Genomic DNA, 17702 nt, shown 5'->3' with positions numbered 1-17702 from the left:
TCAAGATCAGACGTTGGCGTCGTTGCTTGGTTCAGCAATGGCGGGGCGGCTCGTCTTCGGGCAAGAAAAAGCCCGAAACGCTTGCACGCTTCGGGCTCTCTACCCTAATTCAACCTCAGTCTACCCAGACCCGGGCATTACGGAACATGCGCATCCAGCCGCCATCCTCCTGCCACTCGTCAGGGCGCCAGGAGTTGGTCACGGCACGGAATACACGCTCCGGATGCGGCATCATGATCGTCACGCGTCCGTCCCTCGTGGTGAGACCCGTAATGCCGCGCGGCGAGCCGCCAGGGTTGGCCGGATAGCGCTCGGTGACCTTGCCATGATTGTCGATGTAGCGCAGCGCTACCGTCCCAGACAAGTCCGCTTCAAGCAGCGCTTCTTCGCTTTCGAATTCCGCGTGACCCTCGCCGTGGGCAATGGCAATCGGCAGGCGCGACCCGGCCATTCCCTGAAGGAAGATCGACGGGGAATCCTGAATCTGTACCATCGCCACACGCGCTTCGAACTGCTCGGAACGGTTACGCACGAAGTGCGGCCAGGACTCGCTGCCGGGTACCAGTTCGTGAAGGTTCGACAACATCTGGCACCCGTTGCAGACGCCAAGGGCAAAGCTGTCCTTGCGCTCAAAGAACGCACTGAAATCTTCGCGAGCGCGGCCATTGAACAGAATCGATTTGGCCCAGCCTTCGCCAGCGCCTAACACGTCGCCGTAGGAGAAACCGCCACACGCAACCAGCCCCTTGAATCGCTCCAGACTGATGCGTCCCGACAGGATATCGCTCATGTGCACGTCGACGGCGGCGAAACCTGCACGGTCGAACGCAGCCGCCATTTCAGTCTGCCCATTGACGCCCTGCTCACGCAGTATCGCCACCTCGGGCCGCACGCCACGCTTGATGTACGGCGCGGCGATATTGTCGTTCACGTCGAAACCTAGGGTAACGCTCAAACCCGGGTTGTCTTCTTCAAGCAGTGCGTCGAATTCCTGATCGGCACAGTCAACATTGTCCCGAAGGCGCTGGATCTGATAGCTCGTCTCGGACCACTGCCGCTGAAGCAGACGGCGATCACCGGCGAAAACATCTGCGCCTTCAAACTTGATTGCCACATGGCTGTTATTGACCGGCTGCCCGATGACCGAAACGCAATCGGCAAGGCCTGCCGCGCTGAACTGTGCGAGAACGATTTCCGTATCGCCCTGGCGAACCTGGATCAGCGCCCCCAACTCTTCGTTGAACAACGCTGCCGGGATGTGAGTGGCCGCTTCAACAAGCGAATCGAGATTGAGGTTGAGTCCGCAATGGCCGGCGAACGCCATTTCCAGCGCAGTGGTCAGCAAACCGCCGTCGGAACGGTCGTGGTAAGCCAACAACAACCCGTCTGCGTTCAACCCCTGAATTACGGCGAAGAAGGCTTGCAAATCCTCCGCATCGTCGACATCCGGCGCCTGACGCGCCATCCGGCCGTAGACCTGCGCCAGGATGGACGCGCCCATACGGTTCTGGCCGCGACCCAGGTCGATGAGGATCAGATCGGTTTCGCCCTTGTCCAGACGCAGCTGCGGCGTCAGGGTCTGGCGGACATCAACAACCGGGGCAAAGCCGGACACTACCAGCGAGAGCGGCGAGGTCACGCACTTGTCTACGCCCTCTTCGCTCCAGCGGGTTTTCATCGACATGGAGTCCTTGCCGACCGGAATGGTGATGCCCAACTCCGGACACAGCTCCATGCCTACCGCCTTGACTGTGTCGAACAGGCGCGCATCCTCACCCGGATGCCCAGCAGCGGCCATCCAGTTGGCGGAAAGTTTGATGTCGGAAATCTTCTCGATACGTGCTGCAGCGAGGTTGGTCAGTGTTTCGCCGATGGCCATGCGGCCCGATGCGGGTGCGTCGAGCAGGGCCAGCGGTGTGCGCTCGCCCATGGCCATGGCTTCGCCGGTGTAAACGTCATAGCTGGTTGCCGTGACTGCGCAATCAGCCACCGGGACCTGCCAGGGCCCGACCATCTGGTCGCGCGCGACCATGCCGGTGATGCTGCGATCGCCGATGGTGATCAGGAAGCTCTTGCTGGCGACTGCAGGGTGGTGAAGTACGCGATCGATCGCCTCGGACAGGTCGACCTGATCAGGCGAAAAGTCATCCCCCAACTCGGCCTCGCGAACAGCGCTGCGATGCATGCGCGGCGCTTTGCCGAGCAGGACGTTGAGCGGCATATCAACCGGATTGTTGCCGAAATGGCTGTCGGCCACCGTCAGGTGCGGCTCGACCGTGGCTTCGCCGACTACGGCGAAGGGGCAGCGCTCACGCTTGCAGATGCCCTCGAAACGCTCGAGGTCCACCGCATCGACTGACAGTACATATCGCTCCTGGGATTCGTTGCACCAGATCTCATGGGGCGCCATGCCAGGCTCATCGTTAGGCACGTTGCGCAGTTCGAAACGACCTCCACGACCGCCGTCATTGACCAGTTCCGGGAAGGCGTTGGACAGGCCGCCGGCACCGACGTCGTGAATGAACTTGATCGGGTTCTTGTCGCCGAGTTGCCAGCAGCGATCGATCACTTCCTGGCAGCGGCGCTCCATCTCAGGGTTGTCACGCTGCACCGACGCGAAATCCAGATCGGCGGAGCTGCTGCCGGTCGCCATGGATGAGGCTGCGCCGCCACCCAAACCGATGAGCATCGCCGGGCCACCGAGCACGATCAGTTTTCCGCCAACCGAGATCTCGGCTTTCTGAACATGATCTTCACGGATGTTGCCCATGCCGCCAGCCAGCATGATCGGCTTGTGGTAACCCCGCACTTCTTCGCCTCGCGGGGTGCTGATTGTCTGCTCGAAGGTCCGGAAATAACCGTTCAGGGCCGGACGGCCGAATTCGTTGTTGAACGCTGCGCCACCCAGCGGCCCCTCGATCATGATGTCGAGCGGCGTCACGATGCGCTCGGGTTTGCCGTACGGCACTTCCCAAGGCTGCTCGAAGCCAGGAATGTTGAGGTTGGAGACGGTGAATCCTGTGAGGCCGGCCTTCGGCTTGGCGCCGCGCCCGGTAGCGCCCTCGTCCCGAATTTCGCCACCCGAGCCAGTGGCCGCGCCTGGGAACGGCGCGATTGCGGTCGGATGGTTGTGCGTTTCCACTTTCATCAGGATGTGCACGGGCTGCTGGTTCGCCGCGTACTCGCCCGTTTCCGCGTCCGGGTAGAAACGTCCGGCCACGTTACCCACGATGACGGCGGAGTTGTCCTTGTAAGCGGACAGCACGCCTTCGCCGTGCATCTGGAAGGTGTTCTTGATCATGCCGAACAGCGACTTCTCCTGGCTTTCACCATCGATGTCCCAGCTGGCATTGAAAATCTTGTGACGGCAATGCTCCGAGTTGGCCTGCGCAAACATCATCAGCTCGATGTCGTGCGGGTTACGCCCAAGGCCGTTGAAACTGGTAACAAGGTAATCGATCTCGTCTTCGGCCAAAGCCAGACCCAACTCCACATTGGCCTGCTCCAGCGCGGCACGGCCGCCGCCCAGTACATCGATCGCGCGCAGCGGTTTGGGTTGTGCGTGGCTAAACAGATCCGCCGCACCCTCGAATTGCTCGAGCACCAGCTGGGTCATCCGGTCGTGCAGAGCCGCTGCGACCAAGCCAGCATCGGCCTCCGAGAAATCGCCTTCGACGTAGTAGGCAATGCCGCGCTCAATGCGCTGAATCTTGTCGAGGCCGCAGTTGCGCGCAATGTCGCTGGCCTTACTCGACCATGGCGAGATGGTGCCGAAGCGTGGAATGACCAGAAACAGCCTTCCTGCAGGTTCCTGAACCGGAACGCTTGGGCCGTACTTCAACAGCCGGGCCAGTACTTGCTGCTCGTCCGCACCAAGCGTGCCGGATACCTCGGCGAAATGAGCAAACTCGGCGTACAACCCGCTGACAGCGGGGACCTTATCGGTCAATTGGGCCAGGAGCTTACCGTGACGGAAGGCGGAAAGAGCGGGGGCGCCGCGCAGGATCAACATCGTCGGAACAGCCTCGGAGGGGGGAGCAGTCGGGCCGCGTATTCTAGCCCATGACGACGTCCGAGGCTAAGGGGACGCCGCCGATTTAAGCTCAGTGACGGAACGTGAGCGTTCAGTCCGAGCTGATGACTCACGCCCCCTATGTAACGCTGAATCAGTGGAGGATCTGGCTGAGGAATAGCTTGGTGCGCTCGTTGTTCGGATTAGTGAAGAAGGTCTCGGGTTCCGCTTCCTCAACGATCTCCCCCTTGTCCATGAAGATCACCCGGTCAGCGACGGTGCGTGCAAAGCCCATCTCGTGGGTCACGCAGAGCATCGTCATGCCGCTTTCGGCGAGGCCAACCATGGTATCCAGCACTTCCTTGACCATCTCCGGGTCCAGCGCCGACGTGGGCTCGTCGAACAGCATGATCTTCGGCTTCATGCACAACGCCCGGGCAATCGCAACGCGCTGTTGTTGGCCCCCGGAAAGCTGCCCCGGAAACTTGTCAGCCTGCTCCGGAATCCGTACGCGTTCCAGATAGTGCATGGCCACTTCTTCGGCCTGGCGACGCGGCATCTTGCGCACCCACATGGGTGCCAGCGTGCAGTTCTGCAGCACGGTGAGGTGCGGGAACAAGTTGAAGTGCTGAAATACCATGCCCACTTCGCTGCGGATCGCTTCGATCTGCTTAAGATCGTTGGTCAGCTCAACACCATTGATCACGATGCGCCCTTGCTGGTGTTCCTCAAGGCGGTTGAGACAACGAATGGTCGTAGACTTTCCCGATCCCGAGGGCCCGCACAATACGATGCGCTCGCCTTGGGTCACGTTGAGATTGATGTCTTTGAGCACATGGAACTGGCCGAACCATTTGTGTACACCCTGCATTTGAATGACCGGTTCACCGGCCTGCTCAGGCTGTTCGGGTTGCAGAAATGTGTCGTTCATGTTGCCTCTCCTAATTTCGATGACCGGTGTCGAGCTTGCGTTCCAGGTGCATGGAATAGCGCGACATGCCAAAACAGAAAATCCAGTAGACCAGCGCCGCAAATACATAACCTTCAGTCGACATGCCTAGCCAGGCAGGGTCCGAGGTGGCGCGCTTGATGCTGTTAAGGAAATCGAACAGACCGATGATGATCACCAGACTGGTGTCCTTGAACAGAGCGATGAAGGTATTGACGATGCCGGGTATGACCATCTTCAGCGCTTGCGGCAGAATCACTAGCACCATGCTGCGCCAGTAACCCAAGCCCATCGCCGCGGCCGCTTCGTATTGCCCCTTGGGGATCGCCTGCAGGCCTCCACGAACCACTTCGGCGATATAAGCCGCCTCGAAGAACACCACCATCACCATGGCACGCATCAGCTTGTCGAGGTTCATGCCCTCCGGCAGGAACAACGGCAACATCACTGAGGACATGAACAGCACGGTGATCAGCGGCACGCCGCGCCAGAACTCGATGAAGGTGATGCACAGAACGCGGATGGCTGGCATATCCGAACGTCGACCCAGCGCCAGCAGAATCCCGAGCGGCAGTGCGCCGGCGATACCGACTGCGGCAATGACGATGGTCAGCATCAAACCACCCCAGCGGCTGGTCGGAACCGTCTCAAGGCCCAGGAAGCCGCCATGCAACAGCCAATAGGCAAGCAGTGGATAGATCACCAGAAAGGCGATGCCGTAGCTTGCCTTGTGTCGCATCTGCCGCAAGAACAGCGGCGCGGCACCAATGATGGCGAGCCAGGCCGTAGCATCCACCCGCCAGCGCAGCTCCGGTGGGTAGAAGCCGTACATGAACTGGCTGAAACGCGTCTGCACAAACACCCAGCACGCACCCTCACGCGAACAGTCCGCCCGGGTTTCGCCAGTCCAGTCGGCCTTGATGATCGCCCAGTCGATGATGGGAGGCACTATCAACCAGATCAGATAAAGGCCGACCAGGGTCAGCAACGTATTGATCCAGCTGGAGAACAGATTGGCCCGCATCCAGCCCACCACACCAATGTTGGTAGAGGGCGCCGGCAGGTCCGGTTTGAAAGTATGGATCGTCATGCGCTAGTCCTTACCGCTCGATCAGCGCAATGCGCTTGTTGTACCAGTTCATCAGCAGCGAAATGCTGATGCTGATGGCGAGGTACACACTCATGGTGATGGCCATGGTTTCGATCGCCTGACCGGTCTGGTTGAGCACCGTCCCTGCAAACAGCGAAACCATGTCGGGATAACCGATCGCAGCCGCTAGCGAAGAGTTTTTCGCAAGATTGAGGTACTGGCTGGTGAGTGGCGGAATGATCACCCGCATGGCCTGGGGGATAATCACCAGACGCAACACACGTCCCGGACGAAGGCCCAACGAAGCGGCCGCTTCGGTCTGCCCGTGGCTGACCGACTGGATACCTGCACGGACTGTCTCACCGATAAAAGCCGCGGTGTAGATCGATAACGCAAGCACAATCGACACCAGCTCGGGGATCACAACCCAGCCGCCACGAATATTGAAACGCTGAAGCTCGGGCACTTCCCAAAGAAAAGGCGCCCCCATCACCAGCGAGCAGATCGAAGGGATTGCGATAAACAATGCCAGGCTGGCTGAAAAGATGGGAAACGTCTGGCCGGTGGCGTGACGCCGAGCACGTGCCCAGCGATTGAGCATGACGATCGCCACCAGCGCGACGAACATCGCCACCCAAAACGACCAGAAGCCTTCCCCAGCACTGGGCGCGGGCATCTGAACGCCTCGGTTGTTGATGAACACCACATCCCAAAGGCTCAGGCTTTCTCGCGGTCCTGGCAGCGGGCTGAGCACTGCGAAGTAGACGAAGAAAATCTGCAGCAATGGCGGGATGTTGCGAAACGTCTCTATATAGACAGTCGCGATCTTGCGTATCAGCCAATTGGGCGAAAGCCGCGCCACCCCGAGAATGAACCCGATAATAGTGGCCAGGATGATCCCGATGATGCTGACCAGCAGCGTATTGAGCAGGCCAACCCAGAAGACACGACCATAAGAGTCGCTCTCGCTGTAGTCGATCAGATGCTGGGAAATGCCGAAACCGGCAGCGTTATCGAGAAAACCGAAGCCTGACGTAATGCCTCGGTGGGCAAGGTTGGTCTGAGTGTTGTGAAACAGAAACCAGCCGATCGCTACTACTGTTATTACGGCGATGACCTGAAACAGAAAGGCACGCGCCTGCGGGTCCGTGAGCAACGAGCCGCGGGCGGCTCCTGCTTTGGCAATGGTTCGCATCAAGAAACCTCATACGGCGCTGCCGGTGCACAGGCACCGGCAGCGCTCATCCTTGAAACAAGGTCGGCAGAGCGCCGACCCAGCTCGGTCAACGCACTGGGGGTGCGTACTGCAGACCTCCATTGGTCCAAAGCGCGTTCAGGCCGCGCTCGATCTTCAGCTCGCTACCTGAACCGATATTGCGCTCGAACACTTCGCCATAGTTGCCGACTTGCTTGACGATTTGAACCGCCCAATCCTTAGGTAATTTCAGATCCTTGCCGTATTCACCTTCGGCGCCCAAGAGACGAGCCACGTCAGGATTCTTGGTGTTCTTCGCCTTCTCTTCGACATTGGCCGAAGTGATACCCAGCTCCTCCGCATTGATCATCCCGAACAATGCCCAGCGAACGATATCGAACCATTCTTCATCGCCTTGACGCACGGCCGGGCCGAGTGGCTCTTTGGAGATGACCTCAGGCAATACGATGTAGTCGTCCGGCTTGGCCAGCTTGATGCGCTGGGCATAAAGCTGGGACTGGTCAGAAGTGAGCACGTCGCAACGTCCTGACTCCAGCGACTTGGCGCTTTCGTCGGAAGTGTCGTAGGTGATCGGGGTGTATTTGAGGTTGTTAGCGCGGAAGTAGTCGGAAAGGTTCAGCTCGGTGGTAGTGCCCGCCTGGATGCAGACGGTCGCGCCGTCGAGTTCCTTGGCGCTGGAAACACCGACCGCTTTGTTGACCAGAAAACCCTGCCCGTCGTAGTAGGTCACGCCGGTGAAGTTCAGCCCCATTGCAGCATCACGCGAACTGGTCCAGGTCGTGTTACGCGACAGCATGTCGACTTCACCGGACTGCAGCGCCGTGAAGCGCTCCTTGGCGGTCAGTGGGCTGTACTTGACCTTACTCGCATCGCCGAACACCGCAGCCGCAACGGCACGGCAGATATCCACGTCGATTCCCTTGTACTCGCCCTTGGCATCGGTGTAGGAAAAGCCAGGTAGCCCGTCGCTGACGCCGCATTGCACGAAACCCTTGCTCTTCACCGCGTCCAGAGTCGCCCCTGCCTGAGCCAAGCCGCTTGCGCCCAAAAGTGTCGCGGCACCAAGCACGGCCAGTGTGGATTTAACCCTTATCATCGAAACCTCCAGTTTGCTTTTATTCTTGTGGTCAGAGTCTTCCGCCTGGATCACAGGCTGCCGCTCGATACCTTTCGAGGGGGCGAAGAAGAAACTGACCTCAGTCTAGCCGCCGTTTGATTATCAGCAACTCCTCCCTACACGCAGTTTGCAGAAGTGCCGATGACTTCCGGCGCATTGGGCAAATCAGACAAAGCAAGCGGCGTACCAGAACCGTGAAAGCCCCTTGCGGGCCGCCATGCGCTTCATTGCCGAGCTCAGTAAAGGTAACCTCGCCATAAATTGCTGCTTTTTTTCTCTGCGCCCGCACCAACCTGGCGCGTGCCGCCCGAACGGAGCCCAACATGAGTGACCCGCTGATCATCGAACCCGCAACTACCGCCGACGCGTGCGTCATCTGGTTGCACGGCCTCGGCGCCGACCGCTACGACTTCCAGCCAGTCGCCGAAGCGTTACAGCAACGGCTGACGACGACACGCTTCGTGCTACCCCAGGCACCGACTCGCGCGGTCACTATTAACGGTGGCTGGGCCATGCCGAGCTGGTATGACATCCTCGCGATGAGCCCCGCTCGCGCCATCGACCAGGCGCAACTGGAACAGTCAGCGCAAAGCGTGATCGACCTGATCGAGGCACAGCGCGACAGTGGCATCGATCCCGCTCGCATTTTTCTGGCCGGCTTCTCCCAAGGCGGTGCAGTCGTCTACCACATAGCCTTCCTGCGCTGGCCCGGCCCTCTGGGTGGCGTCATCGCCCTGTCCACCTACGCACCGACCTTCAATCCGGACCTGAAGCTGTCGCCATTGCAGGCCGCGCTTCCGGTACTGGCGCTACACGGTGCTAGGGATGATGTTGTGCTGCCGGCGATGGGGCGTGCCGCCTATGACTGCCTGATACAGAACCAGGTGCAGGCACAATGGCAGGACTACCCGATGGCCCACGAGGTGGTACCCGAGGAAATTCGTGATATCGGCGAATGGCTGGCCGCTCGGCTGGATTGATGTACTCAGCGATAGTTGACCGACTGCAAAGAAAAAATGTGACGCTGCGCGCCTGTCTTGATTGGTGATTACAGCTACGCTTGGCGTGGGTAGAACAAAACTCGATGCGCCTGCCGTTGTAGCGTTGCATCGCGGCCAGCAGAAGCCGACCTAGCCAGCCTTGAAGGGATGCGTGCGATAGTCATGACGAGGATGTCATCCGAGCGGATTGTGCAGCCATGAATCCGGCCAACTGGCGGGTAGAAATGCAGCACCTCAGACAGGCGCGCCTGCTAGACCGAGTGGACGAACCCTGTCTGCGCCTGTTGCAGGAAGTCTTCGAGCCCTGCACGGCCAAACCTGGCGAAATTCTGCTATCGCCGCACGTACATAACCACTATCTCTATCTGGTTCTTGGCGGTGAGCTGGCGGTCCATCTGGATTCGCTCGAAGGCAGCCCGGTTCGCTCAATTGGCCCCGGCGACTGCGCGGGTGAAATCAGCTTCATGGACGATCTGCCCCCATCGGCGTACGTACTGGCACTGGCGGATTCGGTCCTGCTGCGCGTGCATCGACGTTCGATGCAGTTGCTGACTCGCTCACCACAGCTGATGCAGAACCTGGCCGAACTGCTTTGCCAGCGCGTGCGCCTGAGCGACCGCCTGATCATCAATAGCGAGCAGAATGCCAATATCGACAAGCTGACCGGCTCGTTCAATCGCCGCTGGCTGGAGCATATCTACGGTCGCGAGAGCGCCCGCTGCGCGCTGGGCGGCCAACCACTTTCGCTCCTGATGCTCGACGTCGATCGCTTCAAAGAATACAACGACAAACTTGGGCACCTGGCGGGTGATCATGCGCTCTGCCTGGTGGTCAACACACTCGGCAAACTGCTGCGCCCAGCCGACAGCCTGGTGCGCTATGGTGGCGAAGAATTCGTGGTGCTGCTGCCCGAGATGACCATCGGAGATGCGCGAAACGTTGCAGAACGGCTACGTCGCAGCCTTGAAGATGTCGCCTCGTTCCATTCGCCCATCGGCTTACTGCCGGGCGTGACCATCTCGATTGGCGTTGCTCCGATGCGACTGAACGATGATCTGGACAGCCTCATCAACGTGGCTGATCGCGCGCTCTACCGAGCCAAGGAACAGGGCCGAAATCGCGTCTGCGGGTGAAACAGCGCTGCGACCGACCATCCCTGAGCAAGTCTTCGCCGTATCTGCTTCTTGCATTACACTGGCGAGCAAACCTTACAAGACAAAGACGAGAAGACCGTGCTCAAAGCACTAAAGAAGATGTTTGGCAAAGGCTCGAATCAGCCTGCGACCACCGAAGCTGAAAGCAGCACCTCAATACACCAGGGCGCCAGCGACCCGGCGTACTTCGAAAAGACCAGAACGCAACAGGATGACGCCCCCAAGGCCAGCCCCAAACCGCGCCGTGAACGGGCAAGCAAGCCTGCCGCCCCGCCGGCGCCAGTCTGGAAGCTGGAAGATTTCGCAGTCGAGCCAGCCGAGGGCAAGACCCGGTTTCATGACTTCAAGCTCGCCCCCGAGCTTATGCACGCCATTCAGGACCTTGGCTTTCCTTATTGCACGCCGATCCAGGCTCAGGTTCTCGGCTTTACTCTAAAAGGCCGCGACGCTATCGGCCGGGCCCAGACCGGCACCGGCAAAACCGCCGCGTTCCTTATTTCGACCATCACTCAACTGCTACAAACCCCACCACCTGCGGATCGATACATGGGCGAGCCACGTGCCCTGATCATCGCGCCGACTCGTGAGCTGGTCGTGCAAATCGCCAATGACGCGCTGAACCTGACCAAATACACCGGTTTGAACGTCATGAGTTTTGTCGGCGGCATGGACTTCGACAAGCAACTCAAGGCGCTCGAATCCCGCTTTTGCGACATCCTGGTAGCAACGCCCGGACGCCTGCTGGACTTCAATCAGCGCGGCGAAGTGCACCTGGATATGGTTGAGGTGCTGGTGCTCGACGAAGCGGATCGCATGCTGGACATGGGCTTCATTCCTCAGGTCCGCCAGATCATTCGCCAGACGCCACCCAAGAGCGAACGCCAGACGTTGCTGTTCTCGGCCACTTTCACTGAAGACGTTATGAATCTGGCCAAGCAGTGGACCACGGACCCGGCCATCGTCGAGATCGAAGCGATCAACGTGGCCAGCGACACAGTCGAACAACACGTGTATGCCGTGGCAGGCAGCGACAAATACAAGTTGCTCTACAACCTCATTACCCAGAATGACTGGACCCGCGTGATGGTCTTCGCCAATCGCAAGGATGAGGTGCGTCGCATTGAGGAGCGCCTTACCCGCGATGGCATCAGCGCTGTTCAAATGTCAGGTGATGTTCCACAACACAAGCGCATCCGAGCACTGGAAGGTTTCCGCGAAGGCAAGATTCGCGTGATGGTTGCCACCGATGTCGCCGGCCGCGGGATTCATGTCGATGGTATCAGCCACGTGATCAATTTCACCTTGCCGGAAGTCCCCGACGACTACGTCCACCGCATCGGCCGTACCGGCCGGGCCGGAGCCAGCGGCACGTCGATCAGTTTTGCCGGGGAAGACGATTCGTTCGCCCTGCCGGCGATCGAGGCATTGCTGGGTCGAACGATCAGTTGCGAAATGCCGCCTGCTGAGCTGTTGGCAGCTGTCCCACCCAAGCGCTAAGCGCAGAAACAAAAAAGGCGAAGCAGGGCCCGGCTTCGCCTTTTATGCAGCTAGAGTCTGGTCTACGGATCCCGCCTAGCATTCGGCTAGTCGGTCGGACCCTGTTTCCAGCGATCGGCTGCATCCCGGTCGCTGCAGCGACCTTCGACCCAGCGTGTTCCCTCCGGGGTGTCTTCCTTTTTCCAGAAAGGCGCGCGGGTCTTCAGATAATCCATAACGAATCGACACCCATCAAAAGCGGCCTCGCGGTGAGCGCTGGCGGCACCGACAAACACGATCGGCTCCCCCGGCTCCAAGCGCCCTACTCGGTGCAGAATCTCCAACCTGAGCAGAGGCCAGCGCCCAGCGGCCTCGTCGATGATTTTCTGCAGCGCCTTCTCGGTCATTCCCGGGGCATGCTCGAGGAACATTCCGGCAACATCGCGACCCTCATTGAAATCACGTACGTAGCCGACGAAACCGGTGACCGCACCGATACCGAGATTGGCTGCATGCAAGGCATTGAGCTCGACGCCAGGGTCGAATGGACTCTGTTGGACTCGTACGCCCATGGTCAGCCTCCCGTCACGGTGGGAAAGAACGCCACTTCATCACCGTCTGCGAGTGGCTCGTCGAGGCTGCACAGCTCCTGATTGCGCGCGCACATCAGATTCTGCTCACCAAGCACCGCCCACTCGGCCCCGCGTTCCAGCAGTCGCAAGCGCAGGTCGTCGATCTGTTGCCAGGAGGCGTCCCATTCCAGCTGTTCGGAATCACGGCCCAGAGCCTCGCGATAACGCGCAAAAAACTGCACCTGGATCATGCTAGCACCTGCCAGTGACCACTCTTGCCGCCCAGCTTTTCCAACAGTCGAACACCCTCGATCACCATGCCCTTGTCGACCGCCTTGCACATGTCATAAATCGTCAGGGCTGCGACGCTCGCAGCGGTCAACGCTTCCATTTCCACACCGGTCTGGCCTGCCAGCTTGCAGCGCGCCTCGATCCTCACGCAATCGTCGCCTTCCGGCTGCAGGTCGATCCGGATGCTGGTCAACAATAAGGGATGGCAGAGGGGGATCAGATCGTGAGTCTTTTTTGCTGCTTGAATGCCAGCAATACGGGCGACCGCGAAGACGTCGCCCTTCGGATGCCCGCCTTGCTGGATCATCTGCAGGGTTTCGGGAAGCATGCGAACCTTGGCTTCCGCGACCGCCTCGCGCGCCGTGACGGCCTTGGCAGTAACGTCGACCATGTTGGCCCGCCCTTGGGAATCGAGGTGCGTGAGCATTTCTAATCCTGCTGAGACTGTGAGGTCCCGCAGTTTAGCTCAGCTAGAAGCTGGAAGCTGGAAGCGAGCCCGTGCCATCGCCTCCTTCTAGGCCTTGATTGCTTGAAGCGGCTAACTCCAGCCTCCAGCGGCGTTACTACATATGGGCCTCGGCGTACTCGGCCAGGACCGAACGAGGAACGCCCTGCAAGGTGATGTGCATTCCGTGCGGGAAGTCCTTGAATCGTTCGGTGAGGTAGGTAAGCCCCGAGCTGGTCGCGGACAGGTACGGCGTATCGATCTGAGCCAGGTTACCGAGGCAGACCACCTTCGATCCGCTGCCGGCCCGGGTGATGATGGTCTTCATCTGGTGCGGCGTCAGGTTCTGGCACTCATCGATGAGGATGAGGCTTTGCTGAAAGCTGCGGCCACGGATGTAGTTGAGGGATTTGAACTGCAACGGCACCTTTTGCAGGATGTAGTCGACGCTGCCATGAGTGCTCTCGTCGTCCATGTGCAGCGCTTCGAGGTTATCGGTGATCGCACCCAGCCACGGCTCCATTTTTTCCGCCTCGGTGCCTGGAAGAAAGCCGATGTCTTCATCCAGGCCCTGCACGCTGCGCGTGGCGATAATGCGACGGTAACGCTTGCTAACGACTGTCTGCTCGATGGCGGCCGCCAGGGCCAGAATCGTCTTGCCCGAACCCGCAGCGCCCGACAGATTGACCAGATGAATATCCGGGTCGAGCAGTGCAAAGAGCGCCAACGCCTGATGAATATCACGCGGCCGTAGCCCCCAGGCTTCCTGGTGGAGCAAGGGCTCCTGATGCATGTCGAGCAATAGCAATTCGTCGGCCTTGATGCCCTTGATCCAGCCAACGAAACCTTGCTCGTCGAGAATGAATTCGTTGACGTGCACGGCGGGCAAATTGTCGATCAACTGCACCCGATGCCAGGTGCGGCCATGCCCCTGATGGGTGTCGACCTTACTGACCCTGTCCCAGAACGACCCGCTGAGGCTGTGATAACCGCGGGACAGCTGCCCGACATCGTCGACCAGTTTGTCAGTGTGGTAATCCTCCGAGGCGACGCCGCAGGCACGCGCCTTGAGCCGCATATTGATGTCGTTGGTGACCAACACCACCGGAACGTCCGCGCTGCGTCGCTGCAGATCGACGACCTGATTGATGATCTTGTTGTCGTTGAGGTCCTCTGGCAGCCCGTTTGAATCGGCGACTTTGCTCATCAGGATCGACAGGCTGCCGCAAGGGCCGCTTTTTTCACGCTGAATGGGGACGCCAAGTTCGACTTCTTCGGGGGTAGCGTCACCCAGCACCTTGTCGATCAGGCGGATCACCTGTCGACACTCTGCAGCCACGCTGTGCTTGCCGGTCTTAAGCTGGTCCAGCTCTTCGAGCACGGTCATCGGGATGGCGACCTGATGCTCCTGGAAGTTCAACAGCGCGTTGGGGTCGTGAATCAGAACGTTGGTATCAAGAACGTAAAGGGTGGGCTGAGTTGCGCGGGGTCTGCCGTAGTCATCCATACGCGATCACCTTTTCGGAGCCGGATCGACGGAGGGCCAAAGCGCTCCGCCGCAGAAAGAACCACCGTGCGCAAGGTGAGCGGACTTGGGTGGCAGGGGCTTGGGGCCACCCAGAGGCCGCCACCTGTGAGTGCAGGTTTCGGCGGTCTTGCATCAGGTAATACCGCAAAAAAGATGACAGGAAAAAGTCTTTTTCAAACTGATGACGTTTTTTTATCGGAACGACGAATAGCGCTTGGCGCAGCCCGGAACCAGGATTAGTCTCGCTAATCCACCTGTGCGTTTTCGCCGCACCTGTTCACCTCCGCCGTCACATGTACCAGTTCTGGAAACTCAGCCAGCTGAGCCTTGTAGCGATCGGCCGAATACGGCTGATGAGTGACAACACTGACGATGCAACTGTATTGCGCACGCCCGACTCGCCACAGATGCAGATCGGTCACGTCGGTATCCGGCAGTTGCTCCAACCGTTCCCGCACCCGCCGCACCAGTGGATCGTCCATTTCTCGATCCAGTAGCGCCTTTGTCGTTTCACGCAACAAGCCTTTGGCCCAGATCAGGATCACGATCGCACCGATGATGCCCATCAGCGGATCTAGCCAACCCCAACCGAAGTATTTGCCGCCCAGCAAGGCCACAATCGCAGCGACTGAGGTCAAGCCATCAGTCAACACATGGATGAAAGCCGCATGACGGTTCAAGTCCTTTCCTGGCGCGCTTGAATGATCGTGATCGTGATCGTGATCGTGATCGTGATCGTGATCGTGATCGTGATCGTGGCCATGATGGTGGGGCTGGTCGCGTAGCAGCCAGGCGGACAGCATATTCACCAACAAACCGATTACCGCTACCCATAGCGCCTCGTCAAAACCGATCCGGGCTGGTGACCAGAAGCGCATCAGCGACTCGCCAATCATCAGCAGGGCCACCATTACCAGCAATACAGCGCTGGCAAAGCCCGCCAACACTTCGATCTTCCAGGTTCCGAAGGCAAAACGCCGGTCGTACGCATAGCGTCGGGCGAGTAAGTAGGCGATCGCCGACATGCCGATCGCCACCATGTGCGATGCCATATGCCAGCCGTCCGCCAGCAAAGCCATCGAGTTGAACCAATAGCCAGCGACGATTTCGGCGACCATGGCCAAGCCCGTCAGCAGCACAACAGCCCAGGTCTGTTTTTCTGCGCCCTTCTCAAGAGGACGGTAATCGTGCGATGGCTGCCAGTGCGAGTGGTTGCAGTCGGTCATGTGTCCTCCTTCGTCAAATCACAGAAGAGCGTGTCCCCTCGCCCCGAGTCAAGGTCAACAACTAATCGAGGCCATAGCTGGAGCGACAACGGCTATACCGCCTAGAATCCGCGGACATTAAAGGAGACCGTTGCATGCTGATGGTGATTTCCCCAGCCAAGACTCTGGACTACGACACCCCACCGACGACCCAACGCTTCACCCAGCCCGAACACCTGGACCACGCGCAGGCGCTGATCAGCCAGTTGCGCGACATGTCGCCCCAGCAAATTGGCGAACTGATGCACCTCTCCGACAAGCTCGCAGCGCTGAATGTGGCGCGCTATGGCAGTTGGGACGCGGCCTTCACACCGAACAATGCCAAGCAGGCGCTCCTCGCGTTCAAGGGCGATGTCTACACCGGCCTGAACGCCAACGACTTCACTGAAGAGGATCTCGATTTCGCTCAGCGCCACCTCCGCATGTTGTCCGGGCTCTACGGCGTCCTGCGACCGTTGGATCTGATGCAGCCCTATCGTCTGGAGATGGGAACGAAGCTGGCTAACCCTCGCGGCAAGGATCTGTACGCCTTCTGGGGCGAACGGATAAGCGAATGGATCAACGAAGCACTGGCCGCACAGGGTGACGACGTCTTGCTCAACCTGGCTTCCAACGAGTACTTCGGCGCCGTGAAACGCAAGGCGCTGAACGCGCGGGTGATCGATGTCGACTTCAAGGATATGAAGAACGGCCAATACAAGATCATCAGCTTCTACGCTAAGAAAGCCCGAGGTTTGATGAGCCGCTATGTGATCAAGGAACGCATCAAAAAACCCGAACAGCTGACTAGCTTTGACTACGACGGCTATCGCTATTGCCCTGACAGTTCATCGCCTGATCACCTGGTATTTCTGCGAGACGCTCAACCCTGACTCCATCCGCCTGGCCGTACCCCCTTCGCTTTCCTGGCGGGGGGAGCCCAGCCATCGCGCCTCCAGACGCGATCTACCCTGCACACCAGAGCTGAACCCGCCCGCCAATCACAGCGTACAGCGCCAGCAGCCTGGCGCATCCTCCGCCCCCGTCAAAAACTCCCCGATCGGCGGCACGCCAGCGGGGAACTATCCGAAGGCACCTGCAATCATAAGCGCGTACCGGCATTTCCAGGCGGAAAGGGACGTCGCACATGAACGTGCAGTGGAATTCAAAACAAGGTTTTCAGCGTGTCAGCCAAGGCAGACCCGTGAGGTCGCCGGGCGTGTTCAAGAGAGAACAGACGGGCCGGATCAGCGCTGTGTCGTTACTTATCAACGACTATCAGGCGCATCAGCCTCGGGCAGATAGAGCGCAGCCGAACGGCATGCCCACCTGCCTGCTCAAGATTGTTCAGACGCTCGCAGGCGTCGACCCCGGAACCGCTATCAGCTCCGCAATATCAAGTGCGGCGCCCATCGACTACCAGGCAGCACCTCCCACATTCAGGCTCGGAGCACGCAGTTCGCCCCGAAAACAGTGGTCCTGTAGGACAACTGAACTTGACGGCACGCGGCACCTGAAGGCCCGACCAAGAAGCGTATGGCGAGCACAGACCTCTGGCCGCCCACATGGACAAGAAGAACTTCCCCTTCTCAACGATTCAGGAGAAA

Annotated in this window: 14 protein-coding genes; 4 read left to right on the top strand and 10 right to left on the bottom strand. The window is 59.4% G+C overall.

The window, feature by feature from the left end:
• Positions 1 to 115: 115 nt before the first annotated feature.
• The 5 genes from C1896_05600 to C1896_05580 form a co-directional block, all read right to left on the bottom strand.
• A complete protein-coding gene (locus C1896_05600) occupies positions 116 to 4012 on the bottom strand; it encodes a phosphoribosylformylglycinamidine synthase (protein ID AZZ44433.1) in 3897 nt (1298 codons plus the stop codon).
• 154 nt (positions 4013 to 4166) lie between these two features.
• Complete coding sequence (glnQ, locus tag C1896_05595) at positions 4167 to 4943, bottom strand: glutamine ABC transporter ATP-binding protein (protein ID AZZ44432.1); 777 nt, start codon at positions 4941 to 4943, stop codon at positions 4167 to 4169.
• Positions 4944 to 4953: 10 nt separating this feature from the next.
• Positions 4954 to 6051 (bottom strand): amino acid ABC transporter permease, encoded by a 1098-nt coding sequence (locus C1896_05590; protein ID AZZ44431.1) that lies wholly within the window; start codon positions 6049 to 6051, stop codon positions 4954 to 4956.
• 10 nt (positions 6052 to 6061) lie between these two features.
• On the bottom strand, positions 6062 to 7246 hold the full coding sequence (locus C1896_05585) for an amino acid ABC transporter permease (GenBank protein ID AZZ44430.1): 1185 nt from the start codon (positions 7244 to 7246) through the stop codon (positions 6062 to 6064).
• 88 nt (positions 7247 to 7334) lie between these two features.
• The gene (locus C1896_05580) at positions 7335 to 8363 is read right to left on the bottom strand and encodes an amino acid ABC transporter substrate-binding protein (protein AZZ47539.1); all 1029 of its coding nucleotides are present in this window, start codon (positions 8361 to 8363) and stop codon (positions 7335 to 7337) included.
• A gap of 344 nt (positions 8364 to 8707) precedes the next feature.
• On the opposite strand from C1896_05580, the gene C1896_05575 reads away from it, so the two are divergent.
• The 3 genes from C1896_05575 to C1896_05565 all read left to right on the top strand — a co-directional run bounded on the left by C1896_05575 (position 8708) and on the right by C1896_05565 (position 12036).
• A complete protein-coding gene (locus tag C1896_05575; GenBank protein ID AZZ44429.1) occupies positions 8708 to 9364 on the top strand; it encodes a carboxylesterase in 657 nt (218 codons plus the stop codon).
• A gap of 218 nt (positions 9365 to 9582) precedes the next feature.
• Positions 9583 to 10518: a GGDEF domain-containing protein gene (locus tag C1896_05570; GenBank protein AZZ44428.1), complete on the top strand. Its 936-nt coding sequence runs from the start codon at positions 9583 to 9585 to the stop codon at positions 10516 to 10518.
• A 99-nt stretch (positions 10519 to 10617) separates the two neighbouring features.
• Positions 10618 to 12036, top strand: a complete 1419-nt coding sequence (locus tag C1896_05565; GenBank protein AZZ47538.1) for an ATP-dependent RNA helicase RhlB — start codon at positions 10618 to 10620, stop codon at positions 12034 to 12036.
• Positions 12037 to 12122: 86 nt separating this feature from the next.
• On the opposite strand, the gene C1896_05560 is transcribed toward C1896_05565, so the two are convergent.
• From C1896_05560 to C1896_05540, 5 genes are all read right to left on the bottom strand, one after another.
• Positions 12123 to 12587: a molybdopterin synthase catalytic subunit MoaE gene (locus C1896_05560; GenBank protein ID AZZ44427.1), complete on the bottom strand. Its 465-nt coding sequence runs from the start codon at positions 12585 to 12587 to the stop codon at positions 12123 to 12125.
• A 2-nt stretch (positions 12588 to 12589) separates the two neighbouring features.
• Positions 12590 to 12838: a molybdopterin synthase sulfur carrier subunit gene (locus tag C1896_05555; protein AZZ44426.1), complete on the bottom strand. Its 249-nt coding sequence runs from the start codon at positions 12836 to 12838 to the stop codon at positions 12590 to 12592.
• Positions 12835 to 13305: a cyclic pyranopterin monophosphate synthase MoaC gene (gene moaC / locus C1896_05550; GenBank protein AZZ44425.1), complete on the bottom strand. Its 471-nt coding sequence runs from the start codon at positions 13303 to 13305 to the stop codon at positions 12835 to 12837. The genes C1896_05555 and moaC overlap by 4 nt, the downstream gene beginning before the upstream one ends.
• A 136-nt stretch (positions 13306 to 13441) precedes the next feature.
• Positions 13442 to 14830: a ribonuclease gene (locus tag C1896_05545; GenBank protein ID AZZ44424.1), complete on the bottom strand. Its 1389-nt coding sequence runs from the start codon at positions 14828 to 14830 to the stop codon at positions 13442 to 13444.
• A gap of 266 nt (positions 14831 to 15096) precedes the next feature.
• Positions 15097 to 16077, bottom strand: coding sequence for a cation transporter (locus C1896_05540; protein ID AZZ44423.1), 981 nt, complete (start codon positions 16075 to 16077; stop codon positions 15097 to 15099).
• A 134-nt stretch (positions 16078 to 16211) separates the two neighbouring features.
• Between C1896_05540 and C1896_05535 the strand changes: the two genes are divergently transcribed.
• Positions 16212 to 16988 (top strand): peroxide stress protein YaaA, encoded by a 777-nt coding sequence (locus tag C1896_05535; GenBank protein ID AZZ44422.1) that lies wholly within the window; start codon positions 16212 to 16214, stop codon positions 16986 to 16988.
• The last annotated feature ends 714 nt before the right edge of the window (positions 16989 to 17702 follow it).

The organism is Pseudomonadaceae bacterium SI-3 (assembly GCA_004010935.1).
Lineage (GTDB): Bacteria > Pseudomonadota > Gammaproteobacteria > Pseudomonadales > Pseudomonadaceae > Stutzerimonas.
The sequence above is the reverse complement of the archived record's forward strand: the minus strand, read 5'-3'. Positions and strand labels throughout refer to the sequence as shown.